The following is a 26,589-nucleotide window of genomic DNA, read 5'->3' as shown; positions in this document are numbered from 1 at the left end:
GTCCAACGGTCAGACCGAGGGCCAGATCACCAAGCTCAAGCTCGTGAAACGCCAAATGTATGGCCGAGGAAAACTCGACCTGCTTCAGGCGCGCGTCATCGGCGCTGGCTAGGTTCAATCATCACCAAAAGTGCGTCAGAGCCAATATTGGACGCCGAAACACAGCGAAGCGCCTACCTTGAACCCATAACCGTTCGGATTGCGGGTCGTACTTGAAGCTGCGAAGATTGGGCGTTCGCTTAGCGATGTACTGGAAGGCATCTTATGCCAGTTGTTCGGGTGGAGCGGCGGCTCGGTGCGATCATGGCCGTCGACATCGTGGCCTATTCACGCCTGCTCGAAGCAGATGAGGCCCGTACACTCGCGTCGATCAGGACCCTTCGCTCCCAAGTGGTAGACCCGCTGATCGCAGACCAGAGGGGCCGTGTTGCCAAACTAATGGGCGATGGCGCAATCGTGGAGTTTGGCTCCGTTGTTGAGGCCGTAGCCTGTGCCGTCTCAATGCAGGAAGGGACGGCGGCGCATCAGCGAGAGGTCCCGCCCGAGAGCCGCATCGTGTTCCGCATCGGCATCAACGTCGGTGACGTTGTCGTGGAGGACGGCGACCTGCTCGGGGATGGCGTCAACATCGCGGCACGGCTTGAGGCACTGGCGGAGCCTGGGGGCATTTGCATTGCCGATGCGGTGCAGAAGCAGCTGGCCGGCAAGACTGACTTCGCCTTTGAAGACACCGGCGAGCGCAAGCTGAAGAACATCGCGCAGCCGGTCCGCGTTTGGCGATGGTCCAAAGCCCCAACGACCGTCGCAGCCTCAAATGCGCCACTGCCCTTGCCCGACAGACCGTCGATCGCAGTGCTTCCCCTCGACAACCTGAGCGGTCAGCCCGAGGAGACATACTTCAGCGATGGGATCACCGAAGACATCATCACCGGACTTGCGCGTTTCCGCTCGCTCTTCGTCATCGCCCGCAATTCCTCCTTCGCCTTCCGTGGCAAAGCGATCGAGATGGCGGAAATCGGACGTCGGCTCGGCGTGTCTTACCTTCTCGAAGGCAGTGTGCGGCGGGCCGGCTTACGGTTGCGGATCAGCGCGCAGTTGATCGAGGCGGCGACCGGCGCGCATCTTTGGGCTGAGCGCTACGATCGCAGTCTCGACGACATCTTCGCGGTGCAGGAAGAAGTTGCGCAGAGCATTGTGTCGACGCTGGTCGGGCGAATTGAGGATGCAAGGCTCCAACAAGTGCTGCAAAGGCCGACGGCCAGCCTGGCAGCCTACGACTACTTGTTGCGCGGTATTGCCCACTTCGGTGGCGATACGAAAGCTGCAATGCAGCAAGCCCTTGAGATGTTCGAAAAGGCGATTGCTCTCGATGCCCGGTATGCCATTGCGCATTCGTATTGTGCAATCGTGAAGGTGGCACAGAACGGTCACGGCTCCGCACCGGTCGAGGTCCTGGACGGGGCATTCGTCGAGGCAAAGCACGCCATCGAACTTGACCCCCTGGAGAGCCGCTGCCACCGCATACTATCGACCATCTGCTTCTACCTCCGTGAGTACGACCAAGCCGAGCAACACCTCGGAAGGGCATTCGAACTAAACCCCAACGATGCAGACGGACTGCTCATGAAGGGTCGGTTGATGACCTGTCGTGGGCGACACGAAGAGGCATTGACTTGTTTGGAGGCAGCCGATCGCCTCAATCCACTGCGTTCTCGCTGGTCCCGTCCTTTGTCCGGCATCGCCCTTTTTTCCCTTCGGCGCTTTGAAGAGGCCGTCCATGCGTTCAAACTGACGCCGGTGCCAACCCCATGGTCGGTCGCGCGGCTCGCGGCGTGCTACGCCCAGCTTGGTCGGACAGCAGAGGCACAGGCAGCCGTGGCGGAGGTCCTGCGGCTGCAGCCCGATTTCTCGACGGTCGAATACATGCGCAAGAGCGTTTTCCTTGAACACGCCGATGACCGAGAGCTTCTCCGCGAAGGACTGACCAAGGCGGGATTGCCGGCGTGAGTTGGCCGTGCCAGAGCAGTTGGTGGCTACCGTGGTAACGGTCGTTCCCTCTTGTCGTGTCACACGACCGGGCCAAGGCACTACACCAAACCGACTTTGAAATCATCGAGAGCCTGGCCCAATTCCGGCGCGCCGAGGAGCGTCACAACGCGCTTCGCCTGTAGCTTTCCGATCGAACGATCGTAGATGGCGAGATTGGTCGCGCCATTGAGGCGCGAGGGGTAAATGATCCCGTCAGGCTTAGACGGGTGCTCGTGAAACGCCAGCGACCACCAGCGCGCCAAGTTCTGGCGCTGTGCCCGAACGACGTCGGCGGGTACACCCATTCTGACGGCATTGTCATCTCTGAGGTCGACGAGGTGAAGCTCCGCAGTTGTCGCGATCTCCGCATAACGCCGTTGTGTCAGTTCCACCTCATCGATCGGGAGGTCGTCGAATGGTCCTTCGCGCCGATCTCGGAGCAAGGTCTCGAGGAAGCAAACCTTCAGGGAGTCGCCGAGGTAGAGAACGCCAAAACGGTTGGCAGCAACACGACGCCGTGGATCGCTGAAACGGCTCGCCGACTTCCCGTATCCGAGGGGATCAAGATAGGTGCTCCAGTAGATCCGACCGAATGTCCGCCCCGGCGGTATGGTCTCGATCTCGAGCGCGCCCGAAATCGGGTGGAGGTGGAACGTCGGGCGTTCAGTCGAAATCGCCCCTGGCTATGCCTTCCGCCGCGGCCAACACCGAGCCGTCATCGCCTTGTTGAAGGGCTCGGAGTGCCGTCCGCCCATCGAGCGCGCCATGGCGCGCCACCAGAAACCGATAGACGGCCCAAGCACTATTGCCCAACATCGCATGGAGCGCCGGCAAGGCCCCGAAGGGCCGGCCATGCTTGTCGAGCTGCCAGACAGGAAAGCGGAAGCCGCGCTTGGCACCATCAATCCCGAGCACCTGACCATTCTGCCGCTTGGCGTTGACCGTCACCCGCGACGTGCCGAGCAGCTTGGCAAAGGCTTCCGCACTTAGCATGTCTTCGCCGGCCACAATTTCGGCAACACGCTTGCGACCGCGTTCGCGCGCCTTGGCGAGCGCCGCTTCAAGCTCAGCGTCGGGCTTGCCCGTATCCTCGACGGGAAACATGTCATCTGAAGCGCTCGGCTGTTCCTCGACCGGCGTGATCGTCTGAGCGCCGGCGGCCGGATCGACTTCTACCCGGAACGCGACGCGATGGCCGATCTTGCGGCTGCGTGCGATCGCCTCCTGATAGCGTTCGAGCAACACCTTTTTGAAATCGGCCTGTACCGGCAACTTCGTGGTAAAACTCAGGGCGGCGACTCCCGCATGGGATGCGGTCGCGCTATGATTGCTGCGTTTTGGAGCGGCCATGATGACAACCTCCTGCTGTCACCAATATGGTTACAGATCGTCAAGTTCGATAATTTCGTAAAGATGATGTTATCGTGACCGACTGAGACTCACACAATCCCCCACGCCCGAAACCTTCCCCTGCCCGTCATCTCGCGCAGCCCAAGCTCACCGACCAGATTCAGCGCCCCCTGTTTTGTCACTTTTAGCCCCTTCTGAACCATGCCAGTCGAGACAAGTGGCCGCGACAGCACTAGCTCGATCAGGTCGGAAAGTTTTGAACTGACGCGCCGCTCCCGCAGCCGCCGTTCCATCTGGCTTTTCGCCATCACCAGCCGGTCATGCTCTTTCAACCCGGCAAGCGCTGCCTCGTGGATGGCATCGACAAAAGCCACCAACCGATCCGAGCGATTGCGCGCCCGCCGCCGCTCTCGTGGAATGTTCTTGGCGCCGAGCTGCAGGCTGACGAGATGGTTGGCGGCAAGACCCTCCTGCCGCAGCAGCGCGGCGACGAACAGCGGCCCGAGCCACGTGGCATGCTGCAGCACCTCGATGTCCGACCAGGCTTCGAGTAGGACCGCGGCGCGCAGGACGACCGGCAGATCGCGGGTCCTGGCCATCACATCCCGCCATTCGGCCAGCCGTTCTTCTTCATTCCAGTCGAGATCGTAGATCAGATCCGGCCGGTCATGCTGTGACGTTTCGTCTTTTCGAGCAGGCACGTCGGCGCTGCTGAGAATCTTCGACGAGCGCGCCAGGACAGCATCGATCTCGGCAAACTCTTTAGCCGGAAGATCGTCGTCAGCATCATCCTGACCGTCAATTTCAATGGGGCTGGCGCCCTCCCCTTCCCGGCTTTTTTGTCCCGCCGCAGGCGTACCGGCGCCCCGACCGGTCAGGGCCAAAAAACCGTCGCGACTGAGCGCCCAGTCCGGCTTCTGCACAAAAATGCGCCGACGGGTACGCAGCACCGCATGCGCCCGGGTGAGCTCGTGGGTTGGGGTGCGAATGTCCATGTGGGCGTCGTGCAGGACGAGGTCTTCGAGGTGGACGAGCTCGCCCTCGAGCCACAGCGCGGCGGCTGCGTCGGCAAAATGCTGGCGCTCGACAAAACCGTCGCGGACGGGGGAACGAGCCAGCCGCTCGTCAAGGCGGGCCAAAACCTCGGTGGCGCGGGCAATCGGTCCGATTAGGGTTTCCAGGGGCAGTTTGTCGAGCGTGTAAGCCATTGTTTTCATGATGGCTGATTCGCGTTAGTCAAGCTATCCTACACTTAACTTGACTTGCAGAGGATTTTCTCTGGCGTCTTGCTCACTATCGATAATTACCTCTTATCGATACTTGGAAAATACAATCACACAACGCGATTACTATTCCATCGTCGCTTCCCCCCGAGCCCGTCAACAACGCGAGTGCGTTTTCGATCATAGCCTTTGCGTACTTGTTTCGCAGTATGCGCCCAAATGGGGACCCAGCTGGCGCTTCACCCCCAGCAATGAAGTAGGTAGCGCGGATGTGGGGAAAGGCGGTAGCGCTCTCCCGCTACCAAATTCCAAAGATAAATCAGATACATAGAGATGTGCCGGTGCCAGCCGTCTCATTGTAGCGGGTCGCGCGATTTTGCAATTTTTACACCCGGTTTTGCAGCAGGGCGCTTCGCTCAAGACAGGGCGATCCGATAGCTGCGAGGGCCATGACGTTTCGGTGCTCTAGATTGCCCTCCCGTACAAGCCTCGAGACAACATCCCATCGAAGCGGTGGCTCTCCTACGCTTTCTTCAGAAATTCCGTCCGCAGAACCAGATTGCCTTTGCGCATTCAGCCCGTTGAGGAGATCGGCGAGTTCCTCGGGATCGTGCTGGTTCATTCCAACGATGGTTCGGCTGCCCATCTCGGCGGGCCGCCCCGGTACGAGCATCATTGACGGTCCCGGTGCCGGTCGGATCCTGAAAGGTCTGTAGCCCGCGGCGGCTCCAATCGAGTGGCCGGCCGAGATAAGGCCCATCGCCGGCGCCATCACGCGCAATCCGAGATGGCTGGCGACAAGACTGGCCGTGACGGGAATGGCCGCATGGCTTTGGTTTCGAGGCGCAGGGCGTATCGCCCGGTTTTCTACAGCCTCAAGACAGATGCGTCACGCATCACTAATTGAATGCGTCGCATTTTAATATATGCTGCAAGACGTAGAGATAATATCTCAAAGCTGATCAAAAAGGGGGATGCGACCGTGATAACTGCTCCACAGTTGCGTGCCGCGAGGGCGCTCCTTGGCATCGACCAGCGCAGGCTTGCCGAATTGTCCGGTCTTTCCGTGCCGACAATTCAACGCATGGAAGCCAGCGAGTCGATTATTCGGGGTAACGTCGATTCTCTCATGAAGCTGATCGGGGCACTTGACCTCGCCGGCGTGGAATTGATCGCTGAAGGCGCCTCCAGCCAAATCGGCGGGCGCGGCGTGCGACTGAAAGCGGATTTCGACCCCGCCAAAATTCTTGGCGGGGTCGATACGAATGCCAAACTCCCCGTGAGGAGCGTGGCGTGATTTCGGGGGCCGCGGTCCTCCTGTGGGGCGTTGCTGCGCTCCTGGGGACTGCGGTGCTTGCGATTGCGGAAAGCCGCAGATCGGACTCGGGAACACGCCTGATCTACGGCTTGACGCTAGGTATATCGGCGGCCGTGCTCATGGTTGTCGCGAGCCGCATCGCCGACAATCCCGTCACCCCGTCGACTGTGGTGTTGCCTCTTGGATTGCCATGGATTGGCGCTCATTTCCGTTTGGATGCGCTCTCGACTTTCTTCCTCATCGTCGTCAACTTCGGCGGCTCCATGGCCAGCCTTTATGGCCTCGGCTACGGCAGGCATGAGTCTGCGCCGCATCGGGTGCTGCCGTTCTTCCCGGCTTTCCTAGCCGGAATGAACCTTGTCGTGGTGGCCGACGACGCCTTCACTTTCCTGCTTTCCTGGGAATTCATGTCGCTCGCCTCCTGGGCGCTCGTCATGGCGCACCATCGCGAGCAGGACAATGCGCGGGCGGGCTACATCTATCTCGTGATGGCGAGCTTCGGCACACTCGCGCTGCTGCTTGCGTTCGGCCTGCTCGCCGGATCCGATGGAACCTACACATTCGACGCGATGCGAGCCGCCGACCCCACCCCGTTCGCCGCTGCTTTCGTCCTGGTTCTCATGCTGCTGGGCGCCGGCTCCAAGGCTGGACTTGTCCCGCTGCACGTTTGGCTGCCACTCGCTCATCCGGCCGCGCCAAGCCAAGTCTCGGCTCTCATGAGCGGCGTGATGACCAAGGTCGCAGTCTATGGCTTTATACGCGTTATTTTCGATCTGCTCGATGAGCCGGCATGGTGGTCGGGCGTTGCCGTGCTTTTCCTTGGCGGCCTGACGGCGGTTCTCGGCATCCTCTACGCGCTGATGGAAAAGGACCTGAAGCGACTGCTTGCCTATAGCACCATTGAAAACATCGGCGTCATCTTCGTAAGCCTTGGTCTCGCGCTCGCTTTCAAGGCGAACGCCATGCCATCGGCTGCAGCGCTGGCGCTCACCGCCGCGCTGTTCCACGTCCTCAACCATTCCTTTTTCAAGAGCCTGCTGTTTTTCGGCGCGGGCGCCGTGCTGACGGCAAACGGAGAGCGGGATATGGAGAAGCTGGGCGGTCTCATCCACCGCATGCCCTTTACAAGTTTTGCCTTTCTCGTCGGTTGCGTCGCGATCTCGGCACTTCCACCCTTCAACGGCTTCGTCTCCGAATGGCTGGCCTTTCAGGCCATATTGCAGAGCCCCGATCTGCCACAATGGGGACTGAAGGTCATGGTGCCCGCCGTTGGCGGTCTGCTGGCGCTGTCAGCGGCACTGGCCGCGGCCTGCTTTGTAAAGGCGTTCGGGATTACATTCCTCGGCCGGCCACGCTCGGCCGCGGTGGAACTGGCGCATGAGGTCGACCGCTACTCGCTGGCGGCAATGTTCATTCTCGCTGCCCTTTGTCTCCTGGCCGGCATTCTGCCCGGTCTTGTGATAGACGGCCTCTCATCGGTGACACTGCCACTGATCGGCAGTCGGATGCCTGTGCAGATGGCCCAGCCCTGGCTGTCTATCGTGCCGATTGCAGCGAGCCGCAGTTCCTACAACGGCCTGTTGGTGTTCCTGTTCATCGCCTTTTCCGCATCCGCTGCGGCATATGCGATCCATCGCTTTGCATCACATGCACTCCGTCGGGGTCCCGCCTGGGGTTGTGGCTTCCCGGATGTGGTCCCGAGCTCGCAGTACACGGCCGTCAGCTTCGCGCAGCCTATCCGCCGCGTCTTCGGCACGTTCGTATTCCGTGCAAGGGAAACCGTCGAAATGCCGGCACCTGGCGAGACCGGTCCGGCTCGTCTGAATGTCGAAATGCATGATGTGATCTGGGAGACGCTGTACCTGCCTATCGGCCGGGCCCTCGACTTTGCGACCGACCACCTCAACCATCTGCAGTTCCTGACGATCAGGCGCTACCTGACCCTCGTCTTTCTCTTTCTCATTGTCCTGCTCCTGGTGCTCGCACTATGGCCGTGATTCTCGAGTTGGCCGTTCAAGGCGCGCAGATGGCGCTGGTGCTTTTGCTGGCGCCGCTCCTGACCGGATTCGTGCGCAAGGTGAAGGCACGGCTCTTGCGCCGCCAGGGTCCTTCCCTGATCCAACCTTACCGCGATCTCTTGCGGCTGATGCGCAAGGAAGTCGTTCTGGCGGACAACGCATCCTGGCTGTTTCGCGTGACGCCCTATCTGATCTTTGCCACCACCTGGGTCGGCGCGGCGCTCATCCCGACATTCGCCGCCGGCCTCACATTCAGTTGGACCGCCGATCTCATAGCCATTGTCGCACTGCTGGGAAGCGCCCGGTTCTTCCTGGCGCTGGCAGGCATGGACGTCGGCACGAGCTTCGGCGGCATCGGCTCGAGCCGCGAGGTGATGATCGCTTCGCTGGCCGAACCCGCCATGCTGCTCATCGTGTTCAGCCTGGCGCTCGTCGCGGGTGCTACGCAACTCTCAACGGTCGCCGCCTTCATGGGGTCACCGGAGGTTGGCTTGCGGGTGTCGCTCGGGATGTCGCTCATCGCCCTCGTGATGGTGGCGATCGCCGAAAACGCCCGCATACCCGTGGACAACCCATCGACCCATCTGGAACTCACCATGGTTCATGAGGCGATGGTGCTGGAATATTCCGGTCGCCATCTGGCGATGATCGAGTTTGCCGCCTTCCTCAAGCTTCTGCTCTATGTGTCGCTGATTTCCTGCGTCTTCCTACCTTGGGGACTGGCGAGCGCCGGGGCAGGACTGGAATCCCTTGCTCCGGGTGTCGTCGCCTATGTCGGCAAGCTTGCCGTCTGTGGCGTTCTCCTCGCCGTGTTTGAGACTGCCATCGCCAAGATGCGCGTCTTCCGCGTCCCGGATTTCCTCGGGGCAGCGCTGATGCTGGCCCTGCTCGGCACGCTCCTGCTGTTCGTCTCACGGAGCCTCTGATGAACGGCCTCACCTTCGACATCGCTCACCTGCTCGCCGGCGGCCTGGTGCTGGTCAGTTTCATGATGCTGTATCAGGATCGCCTCTTTGCTCTGATCAACGTTTTTGCGCTTCATGCAATCGTGCTGGCCCTGTCCGTAGCTTGGCAGGCATACATTCAGGACGCGCATCATCTCTACGTCACGGCGGCGATCGCCCTCGTCTTCAAGGCGATCGTCATTCCTGTCGGGCTTCATCGCATCATTCAGCGGCTCGGCATCCATCGTGACGTCGAGACCGCCGTCGGCATCGGTACGACGATGCTTGCGGGGATAGGCCTGGTGACCTTGTCCATGGTCCTGATGCTGCGCGTCACTCCCGAGGCTGATCCCCTCGCCCGCGAGGACCTGGCTTTCGCGCTGTCCATCATTTTGCTGGGGCTGCTGGTGATGGTCACCCGCCGCAACGCCGTCAGCCAAGTTGTCGGTTTCATGTCGCTCGAGAACGGTCTGGTCCTCGCCGCCACGGGGGCCAAGGGCATGCCTCTGGTCGTCGAGATCAGTGTCGCCTTCTCGATCCTTATCGCCTTCATCGTCATCGGAGTCTTCCTGTTCCGCATTCGCGAGAGGTTCGACTCGGTGGATGTCGGCGCGCTCGACGACTACAGGGGAGAACACCGTTGACCGCGTTTTCCCTCGATGCGGTGGCCGCCATTTTGCTGATACCGGTCTTCGCGGCCGCACTTCTGGCGGCGCTGCCGAAATACCGGATATCGGCGGGCGTCAATGTCGCTGCGAGCTTGCTGACCTTGCTCGCCGCACTGTCCCTTCTTGTCACCGACCGCCCGCAGCCTGGGCAGTATCTGCTCGTCGACGATCTCAATATCGTCTTCATCGTGCTCAACACATTCGTCGGCTTCACCACCAGCGTCTTCAGCGCTTCCTACATTGCCCACGAACTGGAGAGCGGGCGGCTAACAGTCCCGAACTTGCGGTTTTATCACGCAATGTACCAGGTCATGATGTTCGGCATGAACCTGGCGTTCGTGTCGAACAATATTGGCTTGATGTGGGTGGCGGTGGAGCTTGCCACGCTGACCACCGTGCTCATGGTCGGCATCTACCGCACGCACGAAGCGCTGGAGGCCGCCTGGAAATATTTCATTCTGGGCAGCGTCGGCATCGCGCTCGCACTGTTCGGCACCATCCTCGTCTACATGGCTGCACAGCCGGTTGTTGGCGAGGGGACGAATGCGATGGTCTGGACGGTGCTCATCGCTAACGCCGCGCGCTTCGATCCGGCTCTGCTCAATGTCGCCTTCATCTTTCTGCTGCTCGGCTACGGGACGAAGGTCGGCCTTGCGCCCTTGCATGCCTGGCTGCCAGACGCGCATGCTGAGGGTCCAACGCCGATTTCCGCAGTGCTGTCGGGCTTGCTGTTAAACGTCGCACTCTATGCCGTGCTGCGCTTCAAGCTATTGCTCGCGGCAAGTCCGGAAGCGATCGCACCTGGGCCATTGATGATCACGATGGGACTGACGTCGCTTGTCTTCGCGGCCTTCATGCTCTACCGCCGCCGCGACATCAAACGCCTGTTCGCGTACTCCTCGATCGAGCACATGGGCATCATCGTGTTCGCCTTCGGCATAGGAGGCCCGCTCGCCAATTTTGCCGGGCTGCTGCACATGGTCATGCACAGCCTGACCAAGTCGGCGATCTTTTTCACGGTCGGCCACATTGCCCAGGTCAAGGGGACACAGAACATCGCCGAAATCCGGGGACTGACGGAAACACATCCTGCCCTTGGCTGGGCGCTCGTCATCGGCGTCGTTGCCATTGCCGGCCTCCCTCCGCTCGGTATCTTCATGAGCGAATTCCTGGTCGTGAGTTCGACATTTGCAAGACACCCTCTTTTGGCGATGCCCTTGGTTTTCGGGATTCTGCTCGCTTTCGGCGCCCTGCTGCTTCGACTGACCGGCGTCGCTTTCGGCGAACCGCGCGGCAGCACTGCACCCGCCGAGGCGTCCTACATTCCGATGTATTCCCACTTGGCGTTGGTGTTTGCCGCCGGCATCTATCTGCCGCCACCGCTGGTCACATGGTTCCAGCACGTCGCAAGTATCCTGGGGTGAGCAGAAGAGAGAAAGAGCATGCCCGCGCTGATCGACCTCATCCTTGCTGGCCAACGTGTCGAAAATCATTTCCCGTGGTCGCGCGCCGTGGTGACGCCGAAAAAATGGGGCTTTGCCGTCGAGCAACTGGCCGAGGGCCACTGGAGCTTGCTCGGCCTATGGGGTGAGCCAGGCGCCGTCCACATGGCACTTCTCGATGAAAGCGCCGGGGACATCGGCGTCGTCAGCCTGGAATGCCCCAGTGGCCGCTACCCATCGGTCGGCCGGCTGCATCCGCCCGCATTGCGGCTCGAACGTGCGGCTGCTGACCTGTTCGGGCTCCTGCCACAAGGCGCGCCTGATACGAGACGGTGGCTTGATCATGGCCATTGGGGTGTCAGCTATCCGTTGAGTACCCGCGTCCGGACGTCTGCTGCGACAGCCTTCCCGTACAGTTTCCTGCCTGCCGAGGGGGAGAGCCTGCATCAGATCCCGGTCGGGCCCGTGCATGCCGGCATCATCGAGCCGGGCCATTTCCGGTTCACGGCGAGCGGTGAAACGGTCGTCCGGCTGGAGCAGCGCCTCGGATACGCGCACAAAGGTATAGAAGGCCTGATGGCGGGGTCCGACATCGACCATGCGGCCAAATTGGCGGGCAGAACCTCTGGCGACAGTACCGTGGCATACTCCCTCGCTTTTGCCCGCGCCGTCGAGGCGGCGCTGGGTGTCCAGGTTCCCCCACGCGCGGTCTGGCTGCGAGCGCTCATGGCCGAGTTGGAGCGCCTGGCCAATCATCTGGGTGACATCGGCGCTATCTGCAATGATGCCGCCTTCGCGCTCATGCATGCCCACTGTGGGGTGCTGCGTGAGCGCGTATTGCGGGCAAGCGATGCTGCCTTCGGTCATCGTTTGATGCGCGACTGCATCGTGCCCGGAGGCGTGGCAAGCTTCCTGAGCGATGAGGGCACGACAGCGCTCAGGTCCCTGATCGCAGAGATCAGGCAGCGGTTTCCCGCGCTGGTCGAGCTCTACGACAACACGGCGTCGCTGCAGGATCGGACTGTCGCAACTGGCCGGCTGAAGGTGGAACTCGCTCGTCAATATCGCGCCGGAGGCTACGTTGGCCGGGCCTCCGGTCGGGACTTCGATGCCCGACGCAATCTCGCTTATCCACCCTATGGCGAACTCGCCTTCGATGTACCTCTCCTCCAGGAAGGCGATGTGAACGCCCGTGTATGGATTCGTATCCACGAGGTCGAACAGAGCCTGTCCCTGATCGAACAAGTCCTGCGACAGCTGCCAGACGGGCCGATCCGCGTCGATTTCGCGCAGACAAACCGATCGCATGAAGGCATGGCGCTCGTCGAAGGTTTCCGCGGCGATATTCTGGCCTGGCTGCGCATTGGCAAGGGCGGCTTGGTCGAGCGCTGTCACCTCCGTGATCCGTCATGGTTTCAATGGCCGCTCCTTGAAGCGGCGATCGAAGGAAACATCGTTGCCGACTTTCCGCTGTGCAACAAATCGTTCAACTGCTCTTATTCGGGCCATGATCTCTGAAGGCACGCTGTCATGCGCAAGCTTCTTTTTGAAAGCCTGATACGCCCCCCTCTCACCGAGCGTCCGCCGTTGGCAAGCAGCACGGCAGTCGACGAACTCGCACGCGCGCTCGATGGGGCTGCTCACAAACGATTGGGGCGAAGCCTGTCGATCCGGGCGGTCGATGCTGGTTCCTGCAACGGCTGCGAACTTGAGATGCACGCGCTGAACAACGCCTTCTATGACATCGAGCGTTTTGGGATCCGGTTCGTCGCATCACCGCGCCATGCCGATGTACTGCTCGTCACCGGGCCGGTCACAAAAAACATGCGCGAGGCATTGAAGCGGACCTACGACGCAACACCCAACCCAAAATGGGTGGTCGCACTGGGAGATTGCGCAGGCAATGGCGGCTGTTTCGCCGGCAGCTATGCGGTGGTGCGCGGAGTGTCCGAGGCCTTGCCTGTCGATCTGCACATTCCAGGTTGTCCGCCGCCGCCAATCGAAATTCTGAAAGGCCTGCTCGCCTTGCTTGAGGGCGTGAATTCCAAGACTGGTGCTGCCCGAAGGTGACTATGTAGAGGCTTTGCCAAGGTTGGCCTTGTCGCTGCATAGATCCAACCAATGCGTAGCCGTGAGTTTAAGGGCATCAGCCAACCTCTGTCCCAAAATTGGAAGGCGCTCGGCGGCGAGAACGGCTAAAACGCCTGCTTTTTCGCCGGCAGCCCAGCGCTTTCGATCGAAGGGGAACCCGTTCCCTAGTCCGAAATGGTTACTTGCGCTGCAGCTAATGTAGTTACAATCTTGTGCAGTCGGAAGCTGCATGGGCCGGCCAGGCGCGAATACCGCCTTCGCCGGCGTCTCAAGGCAGTCGACCACATTTTTGCGGTGCTCTAAGGGGGAAACAATGAGATTGACGATTGTTTGCGCGGCAATTGTGATGGCCGTATCCACCGCCGCCGTTGCGCACGAGAAAAAGAGAGTGGTCAGTACAGAAGTAACGTCGGCCGGCGCCGACCTGTCGGGCAGCACGATCAAGAAAAACAGGGAAACAAAATTGGATTGCAGTTCAACCGGAACTGTCTCCAGCGCGATTTCGAAAGACAAATCGGAGCCGCGCCTGGGCTATGAAACAGTTAATCCTGCAATCATATGGATCTATTAGCTGAGGAAATAGCAGGCAGGTCTATCGGCGCTCAGGCTTCGGGAGCAGGGCACGAACCGACTCGCGACCATTGCCTGCGGACCATATTCAAGCATCGATCAAGTCGGACGCCGCCGCGAAATCAGCCGTTAATCGCTTGGTGGCGGCGCTCGGCCTCATTGCGCATGCCTGCGCTCAATGTTTGATGCGGTCACGCATTGCGTACCAAAGCATGCCGAGCACATAGAGCGGGCCGCGCAGCGCCGTGCCGCCGGGGAACGGCAGCGGGCTTAGGGTCGAAAACAGATCGAGCCGCGAAGCATCACCGGTGAGCGCCTCAGCGAGCAGCTTGCCCGACAGCGTCGACAGGATCACCCCCTTGCCCGAATAGCCATGCGCAAAATAGACGTCGCCATAGCGACCGACATGCGGCAGGCGCGATGTCGTCACCGAGACCAGCCCGCCCCAGGCGTGATCGATGCGGCGGCCGCGCAATTGCGGAAAGGTGTTTTCCATGTGCGGCCGCACGAAGCCGGCAATGTCGGCGGGCGGCGACGGCGTATAGCGCTCGCCGCCGCCGAACAGCAGGCGTCCATCCGCCGATAGCCGGTAGTAATTGACGACGAAGCGCGTGTCGGAGACGGCCACATTGCTTGGGATGACGTCGCTCGTGTCGCCCAGCGGCTCGGTGGCGATGATGTAGTTGCCGACCGGCATGATGCGGCTGTTGACGCGCGGCTCAAGCCCGTGGAGCAGCGCATCGCCGGCCAGTACGACATGCCTGGCCCGGACCGAGCCTTTGGCCGTCGAAACCCGGGGGGAAGGTTCCCGCTCCAGCCGCAGCGCCACCGAATTCTCGTGGATGGTGACGTCCGCCGCAGCCGCGGCGCGAGCAAGACCGAGCGTGTAGTTCAGCGAATGCATATGGCCACCGAGCTTCTCGTACATCGCGCCGTGATAAGGTGTGTTCACCATTCCGCGCGCCTGCGCTGCCGACAGCATCTCGACATCATGAAAGTTCATCACCGTCGAAAGGCACTCGGCCTCTTCTTCGAGGTCGCGCAGGTCGGAACCGTTGACCGCACCGGCCAGATGGCCGGTGAGCCTGAGGTCGCAATCGATGGCATGGCGCTCGATCAGACCGAGCACGAGGGCCCGCGCCTCGAAGGCGAGATCGAACAGCGCCCTCCCCCGTTCCGGCCCATATAGCTTGACCAGCCCCTTGGCGCCCTTGCGCAGGCCGGGGATCATCTGGCCGCCATTGCGCCCCGACGCCCCCCAGCCGATCTTGCCGCCTTCGAGCAGCACCACCTTCAGGCCGCGTTCGGCTGCATGAAAGGCTGCGGAGAGGCCGGTACAACCGCCGCCGACCACCACCAGATCGGCGTCGACGTCGCCCTGCAGCGCCGGATGGTCCGGAGCCGGATTGGCCGTCGCGACATAGTAGGATTTGCCGATATCCAGGCCGGAGTTGAAGCCCCCAGAATTGAAGCCCATCATCACACCTTGAGCAGCAGATGGTCGCGTTCCCAAGAGGTGACGATGCTCTGGAACAGGTCGAGCTCAACACTCTTGACGCGCAAATAGATCTGGAAGAAATCCTCGCCGAGCACCGCCCGAACCGGATCGCACGCAGCGAAGCGATCGAGCGCCTCTTCCATGGTTTTGGGCAGCGTGCTCCTGCTGCGATAGGCATTGCCCGACGCTTCCGTCGAACGAGCGATCTTCTCCTCGACGCCGAGATAACCGCAAAGCAGCGAGCCGGCTATCGCCAGATAGGGATTGGCATCGGCGCCGGGCAGCCGATTTTCCACGCGCCGCGCAGTGGGCCCGCCGGCCGGCACACGCAGGCCGCAGGAGCGGTTGTCGTGCGACCACTCGATGTTGGCGGGTGCACTGTGGTTCGGCCGGATGCGTCGGAACGAATTCACGTTCGGCGCAAACAGCGGCATCACCTCGGGAATGTATTTCTGCAGGCCGCCGATGAAATGCCCGAACATCTCGGTGTCGGCGCCGTCACGCCCGGCAAACAGCGCGTTGCCCGCCTCGTCGACGACAGACATGTGGAGATGCATTGAGCTGCCGGCTTGTGCGGCTATCGGTTTGGCCATGAAGGTCGCCTGCATGCCACCTTCCTGCGCGGCCTGGCGCGTCATTCGCTTGAACAGCAACACCTTGTCTGCCAGCGGCAGCGCGTCGCCATGCAGGAAATTGATCTCGAGTTGGGCCGTGCCCGATTCATGGATGAGCGTGTCGAGCGGCAGTCCGGCTGCCGCAGCATAGTCATAGAGGCGCCGGATCACCGGCTCGAATTGCTCCAGTGCCGCCATGTCATAGGGATGCTGCACGCTTTCGGAGCGGCCATTGCGCCCGACCGGCGCCGTCACCGGCCTGTCGGGATCGGGATTGGGCGCGGTGAGATAAAATTCAAGCTCCGGCGCCACCACCGCCCGCCAGCCGCGCTGGCGATATAGATCGAGCACGGCCCGCAACACGTGCCGCGGCGAAGCCATCCACGGCCGGTCGTCCATGTGGAACGCATCGGCGAAGACATAGGCCTTGCCTGGCCCGCCACCGTGCGCCAGACAGAGTGTTGCGACATCCGGCACCATCCGCATGTCGGGGTCCTGGTAGGCGAACCCCTCGTCGACGGAACCGGAATAGCGGCCGTCGATGCTGACCAGGAACGCGCTGCTCGGCAGATAGAGTGCTCGGTCCTCGATCGCCTTGAGGAACTTGGCCGCTGGCAGGGCCTTGCCGCGCAGCACGCCGTTCATGTCGGGCACCAGGCACTCGACCTCGCTGACACCGTGAGCGGCCAACCAGTCTCTCGAGTCGTTGGTGCCGTTCATGGTCGAGGCATCCGTTGTTGTGGTGTCAAGCATCAGGTCGGGTCCTTGCGAGAGCGAGAATGGCTTCGGCAGCCACGTCCGTTCCGGGTGTCAGCGCCATATGCACTGCATTCTCCCGGAGGCGTGCGCGCATTGCAGCATCGGCCATCAGGCCAAGAATGCTTCGCTCCAATTCGTCTTCCGTCCAGCCATCGCGGCTGATGTGGCGCCCGACGCCGGTTTCCTCGGCACGTTGCGCATTGTCATGCCCGTCCCAGCAATAGGGCATGACCAGCGACGGCACACCGAAACGCAGTGCTTCGCAAAAGCTGTTGTTGCCGCCGTGATGAATGAAGAGGTCGCATTTCGCCACGACGGAAGGCTGTGGAAACCAGGCGTCGAGATAGACATTGTCCGGAACGGCGCGATAGCTGTCGCGCAGACCTCCGGCATTGACAATGAAGCGGGCCGGCAGCCTGTCGAAAACGGCGAGCATGCGCTGGATCAGGCCGACATCCATGGCGCCAAGACTACCGAAACTGACATAAACCAGCGGTCCGCCATTGCGCGGAAAGACCGGTACGTCGAACGGCCCTTCCGAGCGGACGCAGCCTTCGAGATAGACGAAGCTGGCAGGGTCGAGCGGCTCGGCGCGCTGCCTTCGCACAATCGTTGGGGTCAGCAGCAGATTGAGGGCGGGCGAAGGTTCCAGAAAAAGACCCGTTGGCAAGGGCGCAAGACCGGCGTCGGTCCGAAGCCGATTGAAGCGGTCATGGGCCGGAGCGACCGCTGCCAGGTAGCGCGCCTCGAACACCGCGCGGCTCGGGTCGTCGGCGGCGAGACCGGACAGATAGGGTGGCACATTGGCATCGGGAAGCTCGGTTTCGGCGCAGGAGACGACGCGCACCCACGGGCAGCCGGCGGTCGCCAATGCCGGGAACATGACGACGTTGTCGAGCACCACGGCGTCCGGCTTCAGCCGCGCCAGCAATTGGCGCAGCGGCGCCTCGGCGTTGACCGCAGTGTCTACGATTGCTTGCCAGGTCGGGGCAACGTAGGTTTCGAGCTGATCGATGGGGCTCAGCCTGAAATGCGGCAGATGACGGCGCACGAAGGCCTGCCAGTAGCTCTGGCGTTCGCTGTCGGTCAACGGATCGTCAGTCGGCAACTGGTATTCCTGAAACCCATAGTCGGCGAACACGCCAGAAAAGCCGGCATGGCAGATGAACACCGGACGGGCGCCACGAGCGCGCAGGGCCTGCGCTATGCCAACGCAATTCAGCGCAGCACCGAAGCTCGCTTCCGGAAACAGTGCGATGGTCGGGCTGCCTTTGCGCATGATCCTCGTTATTCCGGCCGGCTGATCATGCCGAACAGCGCGGGCGCCCCGCGACTAGCCGCCTGCGGTCGCTGGCTGCGTGAAAGCCGCAGATGGACCCGAAGCAGATCGGCTGCAACCTCGTACTGCTGGCTCTCCAGATGGTCGAGTATCGTCAGATGCTCGCGCAATGATTGCTTCAGCCGGAAGACATTGACGCCGGCATACGTTCCCGGCAGCCGGCGCAGCCTGAGATGATCGGCCAACGCCTCGGCGACGAAGCGGTTGGCGGAGCCACCGGCGATCATCCCGTGAAAATCGATGTCCAGCCGTTGGAACTCTCTGGAATCGAATGCCGCGTCGGGCAGAGCCAGCAGCATTTCCATGCCCTGTCGCAAGGCTGCCGCGCGCGTCCCATCCAGCCGGAACCCAGGCGCCAGAAGGGCGGCGGGTTCCAGCAACAGCCGGAATTCATAGCTCTCCCCTTGTGCGCCAGGATCGTCCGGCACTCTCCTGAAAAGCCAGGACTGCCCCGGCGCGCGGTCCAGAAGATTTTCCTCGGCCAGTTTCTTCAGCGATTTTAGTACCGTCCTGCGCTCGGCATTATACCGTCGCATCAGCGCGCCGACGGTGACCGTCTGGTCCAGCCGGCGCGCCGAGCGGTCTCGCAGGATCATGTCGGCAAGTTCATCCTCCTCGGCGCTCGGCAGGTCGGCGGCGACGGTCGTCTGGCTTGTGAGGTCTACGGCCAAGCGATAGCCGGACTCAGCCTCCCATTGAACTACGCCTTTTTCAGTGAGCAGACGCAGCGCGGCCCGCACCGGAGTTCGGGATACATTGCAGAGCGAAGCGATCTGCTGCTCCGGGAGATGAGCGCCGGGTTCAAAGCCGCGTTTCCGGGCCACATCGAGAATGCGCTGTGCAAGGTCGAGATGGTTGGTGCGGGGACGTCGGGCTGCAACTTGCATGGCAATTCTCATGAACGACGGGCGGCGCAGGTTTGGCCGATTGCCCTTGCGGATGCGATCGGCCGGGATTCACCTAGTTTGACAAATCATGGATTGACGTACTTTTTTCTGCAATAGTACTGTGAGGTCAATCGGCAATAAAAAGACCGGGGAACAGGATCAAAGCGGCTACGGCTGCAAGCGCTGGTCCGACGACTAAGTTCGATGATCAACCAGAATGGGAGTCTGTCATGACCACCACCACCCTGCGGCACCGTCCGTTAAGGAAATCCTTGATCGCACTTGGCCTTGGCCTGGCGCTGTCAGCGCCGGCGGCTGCCTCCGACCTCGTTATCTCCAACTGGGACGGCTACATGGCGCCGGATGCCATGAAAGCTTTCAAGGCGGCGACCGGTGTCTCCGGTGAAGTCGTGGTTCACGCCACTAACGAGGAGATCATGGGCAAGCTCGTCGCGTCCGGCGGCAAGGGCTATGACGTGGTCTTCGTCTCCTCGCCCTTCGCCGAAGTGCTGAACAAGCTCGGCCTGATCGAGGCGATCGACCATGCCAAGATCCCTAACCTCGCCAATCTCTACTCCGAGGCGGCGAAGCTGCCGCACGACGCCGGCAACAATTTTTCCGTGCCCTACACTTGGGGCACCACCGGCCTTTGCTACCGTTCGGATCTGGTGAAGGCGGAGCCGGTGAGCTGGAACGACCTTCTCGCCCCGTCCGATGCGCTCAAGGGCAAGACGACGATGCTGGCCACCGACCGCTGGCTGCTTGCCGCCGGCCAACTCGCCAAGGGCTATTCGGTGAACGAGACCGATCCGGCAAAGCTCGGCGAAGTCAAGGACCTGCTGATCTCGGCCAAGAAGACCTTGCTGGCCTATGACGACACGACCTTTTATTCAAAGCTGGTCTCGGGCGAGGCGCTGATGGTTCAGGCCTGGGATGGCTGGTGCAATTACGGGATCGCCGAGAATCCACAAATTAAATACACCATACCGAAAGAAGGCTCGGATCTCTGGGTCGATACGATGGTCGTGATGAAGGCATCGGCCAACAAGGACGCCGCCTTCCAGTTCATCAACTTCATGCTGGACGCCAAGAACCACGCCTGGGCGGCCCAGAACATCGACTACAAGGTACCGAACAAGCCGGCTATGGAAAGCCTGCCGGCGGATTTTCTCGCCAAATTTCCCAATATGAGCATGCCGATGGCAGAGTTGGTCAAGTTCGAGCAGTTGCGCGATGTCGGCGATGCCCAACGCGACTACTCGAAGATCGTCAGCGAAATCAAGGCCGCGCAATAACCGACATCAAAATCAGAGATCCCGGTCGACGGCGGGGTTTTCGCCGCCGACCGTTGAATGCGGTACCGCAATCTTGTCCCAAACAAGACTTCGCTCATTCTTGCTGATGACGCCGGCGCTGGCCTGGCTCACCGCCTTGATGGTCGTGCCATGCGCGCTGGTGCTGGCGCTCGCCTTCTTCCGGCGCGGCATCTATGGCGGCATCGATTACACTTTCACGCTGGAGAATTTCGGGCTGGTGTTCGACCCGCTCTATGCCGGCATCTTCCTCAATTCGGCGCGCATTGCCGGCACGGCAACCCTGGTCGCGGTGGTGATCGGTTATGCCGCCGCCTATGCGATCGCGGCAGCACCCCGGCAACTGCAGCCGGCGTTTCTGTTCTTTGCCGTCTTGCCCTTCTGGTCCAACTACCTGATCCGTACCTATGCCTGGATCGTGCTGCTCAACCGCGAAGGGCTGATCACAAAACTGCTGCGCTGGTTCGGCTACACCGGCGAGCCGCCGTCGATGCTTTATACCGAAGGCGCCGTCATCGCCGGTCTGGTCTACAACTATCTGCCCTTCGTCATCCTGGCCTGCTACGCGCCGCTGTCGCGGCTCAATCCGGAGCTCGCAGAGGCCTCGCGCGATCTCGGCGCGTCGGCCGCGACCACATTTCGCCGGGTCATCCTGCCACTGACCGTGCCGGGTATCGCCGCCGGTGCTGTTTTCGTCTTCGTGCTGTCGATCGGCAATTTCGTGACCCCTGCTCTGCTCGGCGGTGGGCGCTTCCAGATGATCGGCAATGTCGTCTACGAGCAGTTCCTGACCGCCAATGACTGGCCCTTCGGTGCGGCACTGGCAATGGTGCTGATCGCCATCATGCTGCTGGTGCTGACGGCGCAGGCCCTGGCTGCTGATCGCGCCTCGGGCCGTACCGCCGAAGCGAGAGGAGGCGCCGATGGCTGAGCGCTCCCTCGCCACGAGGCGCGCGCTCTGGCTCGTGCTTTCACTGGTCCTGGCCTTCCTCTACATCCCGATCGCCGCGCTGGTGGCGCTGTCGTTCAACCAAGGCGGGCTGCCGACCGTCTGGTCGGGCTTTTCGCTGAAATGGTATGTCTCGCTAATCGGAAACGCCGCAATCCTTTCTGCCGCGCTCAACACACTGATCGTGGCGCTTGTCTCGACCGCCATCGCCACGTTGCTCGGCACGCTGCTGGCGATCGGCGTCGAAATACGCCGGCAATACGGCAAAGGTCTCGAGGCGCTGATCTTTGCGCCTATGATCATTCCCGACATCGTGCTGGCGATCGCGCTGCTCAGCTTCTTCTCGATGCTTGATCTCACCTTGGGCCTGCACACCATCATCCTCGCCCATGTCGTCTTCAATCTCGCCTTCGTCTGCTCCGTGGTGCGCGCGCGGCTGAAAAGCTTCGACTGGTCGATCGTCGAGGCCTCTGCCGATCTCGGTGCTTCCGCGCTCACGACATTTCGGCGGGTGACGTTGCCGGTGATCCTGCCTGCCGTCGTCGCCGGCGCGCTGCTCGCCTTCACCCTTTCGGTCGACGAATTCATCATCGCCTTCTTCACCGCCGGCGCCGGCCGCGCCTCGACCACGCTGCCGATGCAGATCTATTCGATGATTCGCTTCGGCATCACGCCGGAGATCAATGCATTGGCGACTATCGTCATGGCGGTCTCAATCACCGCGCTGACCCTGTCGCAGCGGCTCAACCGTGGAGTGATCGGCCAATGAACGAGCCCCGCACGCTGCTGGCGATCGACAACGTGTCGAAGAAGTTCGGCCGGGTGACGGCGGTCGACGGCATTTCGCTGGATATCCGTGAGAACGAGTTCTTCGCCTTGCTTGGACCTTCGGGCTGCGGCAAGACAACGCTGCTGCGCATGTTGGCCGGCTTTGAGACGCCCAATGACGGGCGCATCCTGCTCGACGGCCGCGACATCGCTAGGACCCCGCCCAATAAGCGGCCGGTCAATCTGATGTTCCAGTCCTATGCGCTGTTTCCGCATATGAGCGTCAGGGCGAATGTTTCCTACGGCCTCGAAATGGAACGCTTGCCTGCAAAGGAAATCCGCTCCCGTGTCGACGCCATTTTGGCGACGACCGAACTCGTTGCCTTCGCCGACCGCAAGCCGGAGCAATTGTCCGGCGGGCAGAAGCAGCGCGTCGCGCTTGCCCGAGCGCTGGTCAAGCGACCACGGCTGCTTCTGCTCGACGAACCTCTTGGTGCACTCGACAAGAAATTGCGCGGGGCCATGCAACTGGAGCTGAAGCGGCTGCAGCACGAGGTCGGCATCACCTTCGTCATCGTCACCCACGATCAGGAGGAATCGCTCGTCATGGCCGACCGTATGGCAGTGCTCAGGGACGGCAAGCTGCTGCAATGCGATACACCCCATGCGGTCTACGAGCATCCGGGGGACCGTTTCGTCGCCGACTTCATCGGCGTCATGAATTTCGTACCGGGCAAAGCCGCCGGCGACGGCGTGCTGGCAAGCAACGGCGTGCGGATCGCCGGCGATGTTCCCGCAACAATTTCGCCCGGCGCTGCGGCGGTAGCTTCAGTGCGGCCCGAACGCATCCGGCTGTTCCCGTCGGCAGAAACGGCCAACCGTATCTTCGGCGCGGTCGAGGCGCTGGCCTATCAGGGACTCGATCTGCAGCTGCACGTCCGCACCGCCCTGTCGCCAAAGCCGTTCCTGGTGCGCGTCACCGCCGACGCCGCCGACCGCCGCCCGGTCTCGTCGGGCGATACAGTCGAGCTCGGCTGGGATGCGGCTGACGTCAGAATTTTCGCAGATTGATCGAAGGAGAACCTCTCATGACGCAGAAGACGATCGCGTTCTTTCCGGAGGCCGCCTATGGCCCCGCGCTCAATTCCGTCGGCATAGCCCAGGCGATCGAGGCGCGCGGCCACAGAGCGGTGTTCCTGTCGGACCCCGGTTTCGTCGACGTCTACAAGGGCTACGGCTTCGAGGCTCATCCGGTGAACCTGTCCGAGCCGATGCCGCCGGAACAGATGGCCAAGTTCTGGGAAGACTTCATCAACGGCCACATCCCGAACTTCCGCAAATCGCCCTACGACCAGGTCGACAATTACGTGAAGGATTGCTGGACGGCGATCGTCGACAGCGCCAAATGGGCTGAGAAGGATCTGCCTGGCGTGCTTGCGACGATCAAGCCTGATGTCATCTGCGTCGACAACGTCATCCTGTTCCCGGCAATCAAGCAGTATGGCAAGCCCTGGGTGCGCGTCATCTCCTGCTCGGAAAACGAGATCGAGGACGAGGACATCCCGCCACATCTGTCCGGCTGCGGCGAGAACGACCACGCCTGCCATCGGCGTTACCGCGACCATTTCAACGCCGTCATCAAGCCGATCCATGACAACTTCAATGCGTTTTTGAAAGCGAACAACGAAGCGCCGTGTCCGATCGGCCAGTTTTTCGAGGCCTCGCCGTACCTCAATCTGCTGCTTTATCCCGAGGCGGCGAAGTTCATGCGCCGCTATCCGCTCGACCCGGCAAAATTCCAATATCTGGAAGGCTGCGTGCGGCAGGAGAAGCCCTACACCGTGCCGGTTTTTGCGAAGAATAATGACGGGCCGCTGCTCTATGTTTCCTTCGGCAGCCTTGGCGCCGGCGATGTCGATCTGCTGAAGCGCATCGTCGCAACGTTGGGCAAGACGCGCTACCGGGCGCTGGTCAATGTCGGCGGCTACAAGGAGCAGTACGCGCAAGTGCCCGAAAACGTCATCGTCGAGAGCTGGTTCCCGCAGCCCTCGGTCATCCCGCAGGTCGATGCGGTGATCCATCATGGCGGCAACAACTCGTTCACGGAGTGCCTGTATTTCGGCAAGCCGGCGATCATCATGCCCTACGTCTGGGACGGCCACGACAATGCGACGCGGGTCGAGGAGACCGGCCACGGCTTCGGCATGCCGCGCTACGACTGGAGCGACGCCGAGCTCATCGCCAGGATCGAAACCTGCCTGACCGACCCGGCAATCAAGGCCAAGCTGGCCAAGACGTCGGCCCAGATGCAGTCGCAGAACGGCCCGGAGAAAGCGGCTGCTTTGCTGGAGAAATTGCTGTGATCTCAGCCCCACACCTCCAGCAAGCCTCGACCCGCACCGACCTCGTCGACTGGGGCACCCAGCCCGACGCGCTGGAAGGCGCTTCGCACTCCACCGGCAGGCTGGTGCACAAGGGGCCGAACAACCAGCCGGAATCCGGCATCTGGGTCTGCACACCCGGTCGCTGGCGGCTGGCGATTCCGCGCGACGAATTGTGCCATTTCGTTGCCGGCCGACCTACAGATCGGACGACGGCGAGGTGATCGAGGTATCCGCCGCCACGGTTGTCATGTTCCCGGCCGGTTGGACCGGCGAATGCACCGTCCACGAGACCATCCGCAACGTTTACATGCTGGCCTAAAGCCGGCCACTGGAGCTCCCGACATGCCGACACCGATCATGAAATCGCCGCTCGCCCTCACCGACCTGGTCGACTGGGGCGTCATCCCCACCCTGATCGAGGGCGAATCCCGCACTTCCGGCAAGCTGCTGCACAAGGGGCCGGAGGGCCGCTCCGAATGCGGACTGTGGGTCTGCACGCCGGGCAAATGGCGCTGCCACGTCACCCGCGACGAGTTCTGCCATTTCCTCGAGGGACGCTGCACCTATGTCCACGAATCCGGCGAGGTGATCGAGATCGAACCGGACACCGCAGCGTTCTTTCCGCAGGACTGGAAGGGCGTCTGCACCGTCCACGAGACCATCAAGAAAGTTTACATGATCCGCTGAACCTTCTCGATAATTCTACCCTACCGGACACCTGACGCCGTTTTCTCCGCTTCCGATGCTCACGGACTTTAATGTCCGCTCCGCTTCGGTTCTCGAAAACCACGCCGCCTGTCTCGGCAGGGTGAATTCTCAAAAAGGTTCCGTGCACACGGGAGGACAGAATGGACTTTTCACCTGACCGGCCGACCTTCTTCGTCAATCCGGATTATCGGCCAATGACCGGTGCGGCAAAACCGGTGATCGATCCGGCGACGCTCGAAACCGTCGGCGCGATTACCGCAGCCAGCGACGGCGAGATCGACGCCGTGCTCACCGCAGCGACCAAGGCGCAAACGGCCTGGAAAAAGCTCGACGCCAAGAGCCGTGCCCGGCATCTGCACGCCGTCGCGAACGCCATCGAAGCGGCCGACTTCACGCGCTGCGCCGAGCTGATGGTGCACGAGATGGGCAAACCCTATCCGGAGGCGATCGGCGAGATCGCCAATTGCGCGCCGATCTTCCGCTATTACGCCGAAATGGCGCGTGACGACGCCGGCAAGATCGCCGGCACGACGCAGGCCGGTTCGTTCCAGTATGCCCGCTACGAGCCTTACGGCACGTCGGTGCACATCATGCCTTACAATTTTCCGATCCTGTTGATGTGCTGGACCGTCGCCGCCTCGCTTGCCGCCGGCAATGCCTGCGTGATCAAGCCCGCCGAAGCGACAACATTGTCGACGCTGGATTATATAACCGTGTTTCGCTCCCTGCCGGAGGGCTTGGTTTCCTGCATGCCAGGCGGAGCAGCAACGGCGCAGGCGCTGATCGCCTCGGACCGCACGCATGCGGTTGCTTTCACCGGTTCGGTCGCCGCCGGCAAGGCTGTCGCCGTCGCATGTGCAGAGCGCATGAAGCCTTGCGTCATCGAGGCCGGCGGCAGCGATCCCCTGATCATCAGCCAACACGCCCCACTGGACGTGGCGGCTGCCGGCAGCGTCACGGCTGCCTTCCATCTCACTGGCCAGGTCTGCACTTCGGCCGAACGGTTCTTCGTGGTTGATGCCGTTCACGACCGCTTCGTCGATCTGTTTGCCGAGAAAACGCGCGCGCTGCGTATCGGCAACGGCCTCGACAAAACCGAGATCGGACCGCTGGTCAGCGAGGCCGCGCGTGCGAAGGTCATCCGGCTGGTCGACGATGCGATCCGCAGCGGTGCCAAAGCGATCACCGGCGGACGCATTCCGCCGGCACATAATGTAGGCTGGTTCTACGAGCCGACCATCCTGACCGGCATCACCGCCGATATGGCAATCGTGCGCGAAGAGTGTTTCGGGCCGGTCGCCGCAATCTGCCGGGTCAAGGATTTCAACGAGGCGATAGAGCTTGCCAACGACAGCCCCTTCGGTCTCGGCGCCTCGGTCTTCACCACCGATCTTGCCGAAGCGCATGAGGCCGCGGAGCGGCTCGAGGCCGGCATGGTCTGGGTCAACAATCCGCTGATAGACAATGACGCGTTGCCGTTCGGGGGCTGGAAGGCTTCGGGCCTCGGCCGCGAGCTCGGCCGCCAGGGTCTGGATGCATTCCGCCGCTCGAAGATGGTCATCATCGACCACAGACCGGAGATTCAGGGCTGGTGGTATCCCTATCCTGACAGCTGGTTCCGCGAGGCAGGCGGGCGCAAGCATGTTTGACACGACTATCTTCGGGCGTGCTGCTAGCTAATTGTTTAGGATATCCGTCTCCGCCGAATGCAGCCATAT

24 protein-coding genes are annotated in these 26,589 nt (G+C 61.7%); 16 read left to right on the top strand and 8 right to left on the bottom strand.

Features of this window, described 5'->3' with window-relative positions:
- Positions 1–303: 303 nt before the first annotated feature.
- Positions 304–2,007, top strand: coding sequence for an adenylate/guanylate cyclase domain-containing protein (locus NKI97_RS02865; RefSeq protein ID WP_352832554.1), 1,704 nt, complete (start codon positions 304–306; stop codon positions 2,005–2,007).
- An 80-nt stretch (positions 2,008–2,087) separates the two neighbouring features.
- On the opposite strand, the gene NKI97_RS02860 is transcribed toward NKI97_RS02865, so the two are convergent.
- From NKI97_RS02860 to NKI97_RS02850, 3 genes are all read right to left on the bottom strand, one after another.
- A complete protein-coding gene (locus tag NKI97_RS02860; protein ID WP_352832589.1) occupies positions 2,088–2,612 on the bottom strand; it encodes an RES family NAD+ phosphorylase in 525 nt (174 codons plus the stop codon).
- 79 nt (positions 2,613–2,691) lie between these two features.
- Entirely contained in the window at positions 2,692–3,378 is a 687-nt protein-coding gene (locus NKI97_RS02855) for an XRE family transcriptional regulator (protein WP_352832552.1), read from the bottom strand.
- Between the two features lie 89 nt (positions 3,379–3,467).
- Positions 3,468–4,586: an RHE_PE00001 family protein gene (locus NKI97_RS02850; protein WP_352832550.1), complete on the bottom strand. Its 1,119-nt coding sequence runs from the start codon at positions 4,584–4,586 to the stop codon at positions 3,468–3,470.
- Positions 4,587–5,583: 997 nt separating this feature from the next.
- On the opposite strand from NKI97_RS02850, the gene NKI97_RS02845 reads away from it, so the two are divergent.
- From NKI97_RS02845 to NKI97_RS02815, 7 genes are read left to right on the top strand one after another with little or no spacing between them, the layout of a single operon-like run.
- Positions 5,584–5,898 (top strand): helix-turn-helix domain-containing protein, encoded by a 315-nt coding sequence (locus tag NKI97_RS02845; RefSeq protein WP_352742228.1) that lies wholly within the window; start codon positions 5,584–5,586, stop codon positions 5,896–5,898.
- Entirely contained in the window at positions 5,895–7,916 is a 2,022-nt protein-coding gene (hyfB, locus tag NKI97_RS02840; protein WP_502907063.1) for a hydrogenase 4 subunit B, read from the top strand. Before NKI97_RS02845 ends, hyfB begins: the two co-directional genes overlap by 4 nt.
- Complete coding sequence (locus tag NKI97_RS02835; protein WP_023675520.1) at positions 7,907–8,863, top strand: respiratory chain complex I subunit 1 family protein; 957 nt, start codon at positions 7,907–7,909, stop codon at positions 8,861–8,863. Before hyfB ends, NKI97_RS02835 begins: the two co-directional genes overlap by 10 nt.
- Entirely contained in the window at positions 8,863–9,525 is a 663-nt protein-coding gene (locus NKI97_RS02830; RefSeq protein WP_023675519.1) for a hydrogenase-4 component E, read from the top strand. The genes NKI97_RS02835 and NKI97_RS02830 overlap by 1 nt, the downstream gene beginning before the upstream one ends.
- Positions 9,522–10,973, top strand: a complete 1,452-nt coding sequence (locus NKI97_RS02825) for a hydrogenase 4 subunit F (protein WP_352452925.1) — start codon at positions 9,522–9,524, stop codon at positions 10,971–10,973. The genes NKI97_RS02830 and NKI97_RS02825 overlap by 4 nt, the downstream gene beginning before the upstream one ends.
- A gap of 18 nt (positions 10,974–10,991) precedes the next feature.
- Positions 10,992–12,509, top strand: coding sequence for a hydrogenase large subunit (locus NKI97_RS02820; protein ID WP_352741924.1), 1,518 nt, complete (start codon positions 10,992–10,994; stop codon positions 12,507–12,509).
- A 12-nt stretch (positions 12,510–12,521) separates the two neighbouring features.
- A complete protein-coding gene (locus NKI97_RS02815) occupies positions 12,522–13,061 on the top strand; it encodes an NADH-quinone oxidoreductase subunit B family protein (protein ID WP_352452927.1) in 540 nt (179 codons plus the stop codon).
- Here the strand turns inward: NKI97_RS02815 and NKI97_RS02810 are convergent, their stop codons facing one another.
- From NKI97_RS02810 to NKI97_RS02790, 5 genes are all read right to left on the bottom strand, one after another.
- On the bottom strand, positions 13,062–13,595 hold the full coding sequence (locus NKI97_RS02810) for a hypothetical protein (protein WP_352741925.1): 534 nt from the start codon (positions 13,593–13,595) through the stop codon (positions 13,062–13,064). It lies immediately after the preceding gene.
- Between the two features lie 232 nt (positions 13,596–13,827).
- Positions 13,828–15,132: an NAD(P)/FAD-dependent oxidoreductase gene (locus NKI97_RS02805; protein ID WP_352832548.1), complete on the bottom strand. Its 1,305-nt coding sequence runs from the start codon at positions 15,130–15,132 to the stop codon at positions 13,828–13,830.
- A complete protein-coding gene (locus tag NKI97_RS02800) occupies positions 15,132–16,517 on the bottom strand; it encodes a glutamine synthetase family protein (RefSeq protein WP_502907062.1) in 1,386 nt (461 codons plus the stop codon). The genes NKI97_RS02805 and NKI97_RS02800 overlap by 1 nt, the downstream gene beginning before the upstream one ends.
- Positions 16,510–17,805, bottom strand: coding sequence for a glycosyltransferase (locus tag NKI97_RS02795; RefSeq protein WP_352452939.1), 1,296 nt, complete (start codon positions 17,803–17,805; stop codon positions 16,510–16,512). Before NKI97_RS02795 ends, NKI97_RS02800 begins: the two co-directional genes overlap by 8 nt.
- 5 nt (positions 17,806–17,810) lie before the next feature.
- Positions 17,811–18,749 carry a GntR family transcriptional regulator gene (locus NKI97_RS02790; protein ID WP_352742742.1) on the bottom strand — a complete coding sequence of 313 codons (939 nt, stop codon included), beginning with the start codon at positions 18,747–18,749 and terminating at the stop codon, positions 17,811–17,813.
- Between the two features lie 230 nt (positions 18,750–18,979).
- Here NKI97_RS02790 and NKI97_RS02785 point away from each other — a divergent pair, with 230 nt between their 5' ends.
- The 8 genes from NKI97_RS02785 to NKI97_RS02750 all read left to right on the top strand — a co-directional run bounded on the left by NKI97_RS02785 (position 18,980) and on the right by NKI97_RS02750 (position 26,520).
- Positions 18,980–20,044, top strand: coding sequence for a polyamine ABC transporter substrate-binding protein (locus tag NKI97_RS02785; RefSeq protein WP_352832546.1), 1,065 nt, complete (start codon positions 18,980–18,982; stop codon positions 20,042–20,044).
- Between the two features lie 106 nt (positions 20,045–20,150).
- Positions 20,151–20,993, top strand: a complete 843-nt coding sequence (locus NKI97_RS02780) for an ABC transporter permease (RefSeq protein WP_352832544.1) — start codon at positions 20,151–20,153, stop codon at positions 20,991–20,993.
- Positions 20,986–21,780, top strand: a complete 795-nt coding sequence (locus NKI97_RS02775) for an ABC transporter permease (RefSeq protein ID WP_352832541.1) — start codon at positions 20,986–20,988, stop codon at positions 21,778–21,780. Before NKI97_RS02780 ends, NKI97_RS02775 begins: the two co-directional genes overlap by 8 nt.
- A complete protein-coding gene (locus NKI97_RS02770) occupies positions 21,777–22,850 on the top strand; it encodes an ABC transporter ATP-binding protein (protein WP_352452933.1) in 1,074 nt (357 codons plus the stop codon). Before NKI97_RS02775 ends, NKI97_RS02770 begins: the two co-directional genes overlap by 4 nt.
- Positions 22,851–22,867: 17 nt before the next feature.
- Complete coding sequence (locus tag NKI97_RS02765) at positions 22,868–24,142, top strand: glycosyltransferase (RefSeq protein ID WP_352832539.1); 1,275 nt, start codon at positions 22,868–22,870, stop codon at positions 24,140–24,142.
- Positions 24,139–24,384: a cupin domain-containing protein gene (locus NKI97_RS02760; RefSeq protein ID WP_502904527.1), complete on the top strand. Its 246-nt coding sequence runs from the start codon at positions 24,139–24,141 to the stop codon at positions 24,382–24,384. Before NKI97_RS02765 ends, NKI97_RS02760 begins: the two co-directional genes overlap by 4 nt.
- Before the next feature lie 121 nt (positions 24,385–24,505).
- Positions 24,506–24,850, top strand: a complete 345-nt coding sequence (locus tag NKI97_RS02755; RefSeq protein ID WP_352452935.1) for a cupin domain-containing protein — start codon at positions 24,506–24,508, stop codon at positions 24,848–24,850.
- Between the two features lie 161 nt (positions 24,851–25,011).
- A complete protein-coding gene (locus NKI97_RS02750) occupies positions 25,012–26,520 on the top strand; it encodes an aldehyde dehydrogenase family protein (RefSeq protein ID WP_352452936.1) in 1,509 nt (502 codons plus the stop codon).
- Positions 26,521–26,589: the final 69 nt, after the last annotated feature.

The organism is Mesorhizobium sp. M0296 (genome assembly GCF_040321675.1).
In the GTDB taxonomy this organism is placed as follows: Bacteria; Pseudomonadota; Alphaproteobacteria; order Rhizobiales; family Rhizobiaceae; genus Mesorhizobium.
This window is presented reverse-complemented; position numbering and strand designations above follow the sequence as displayed.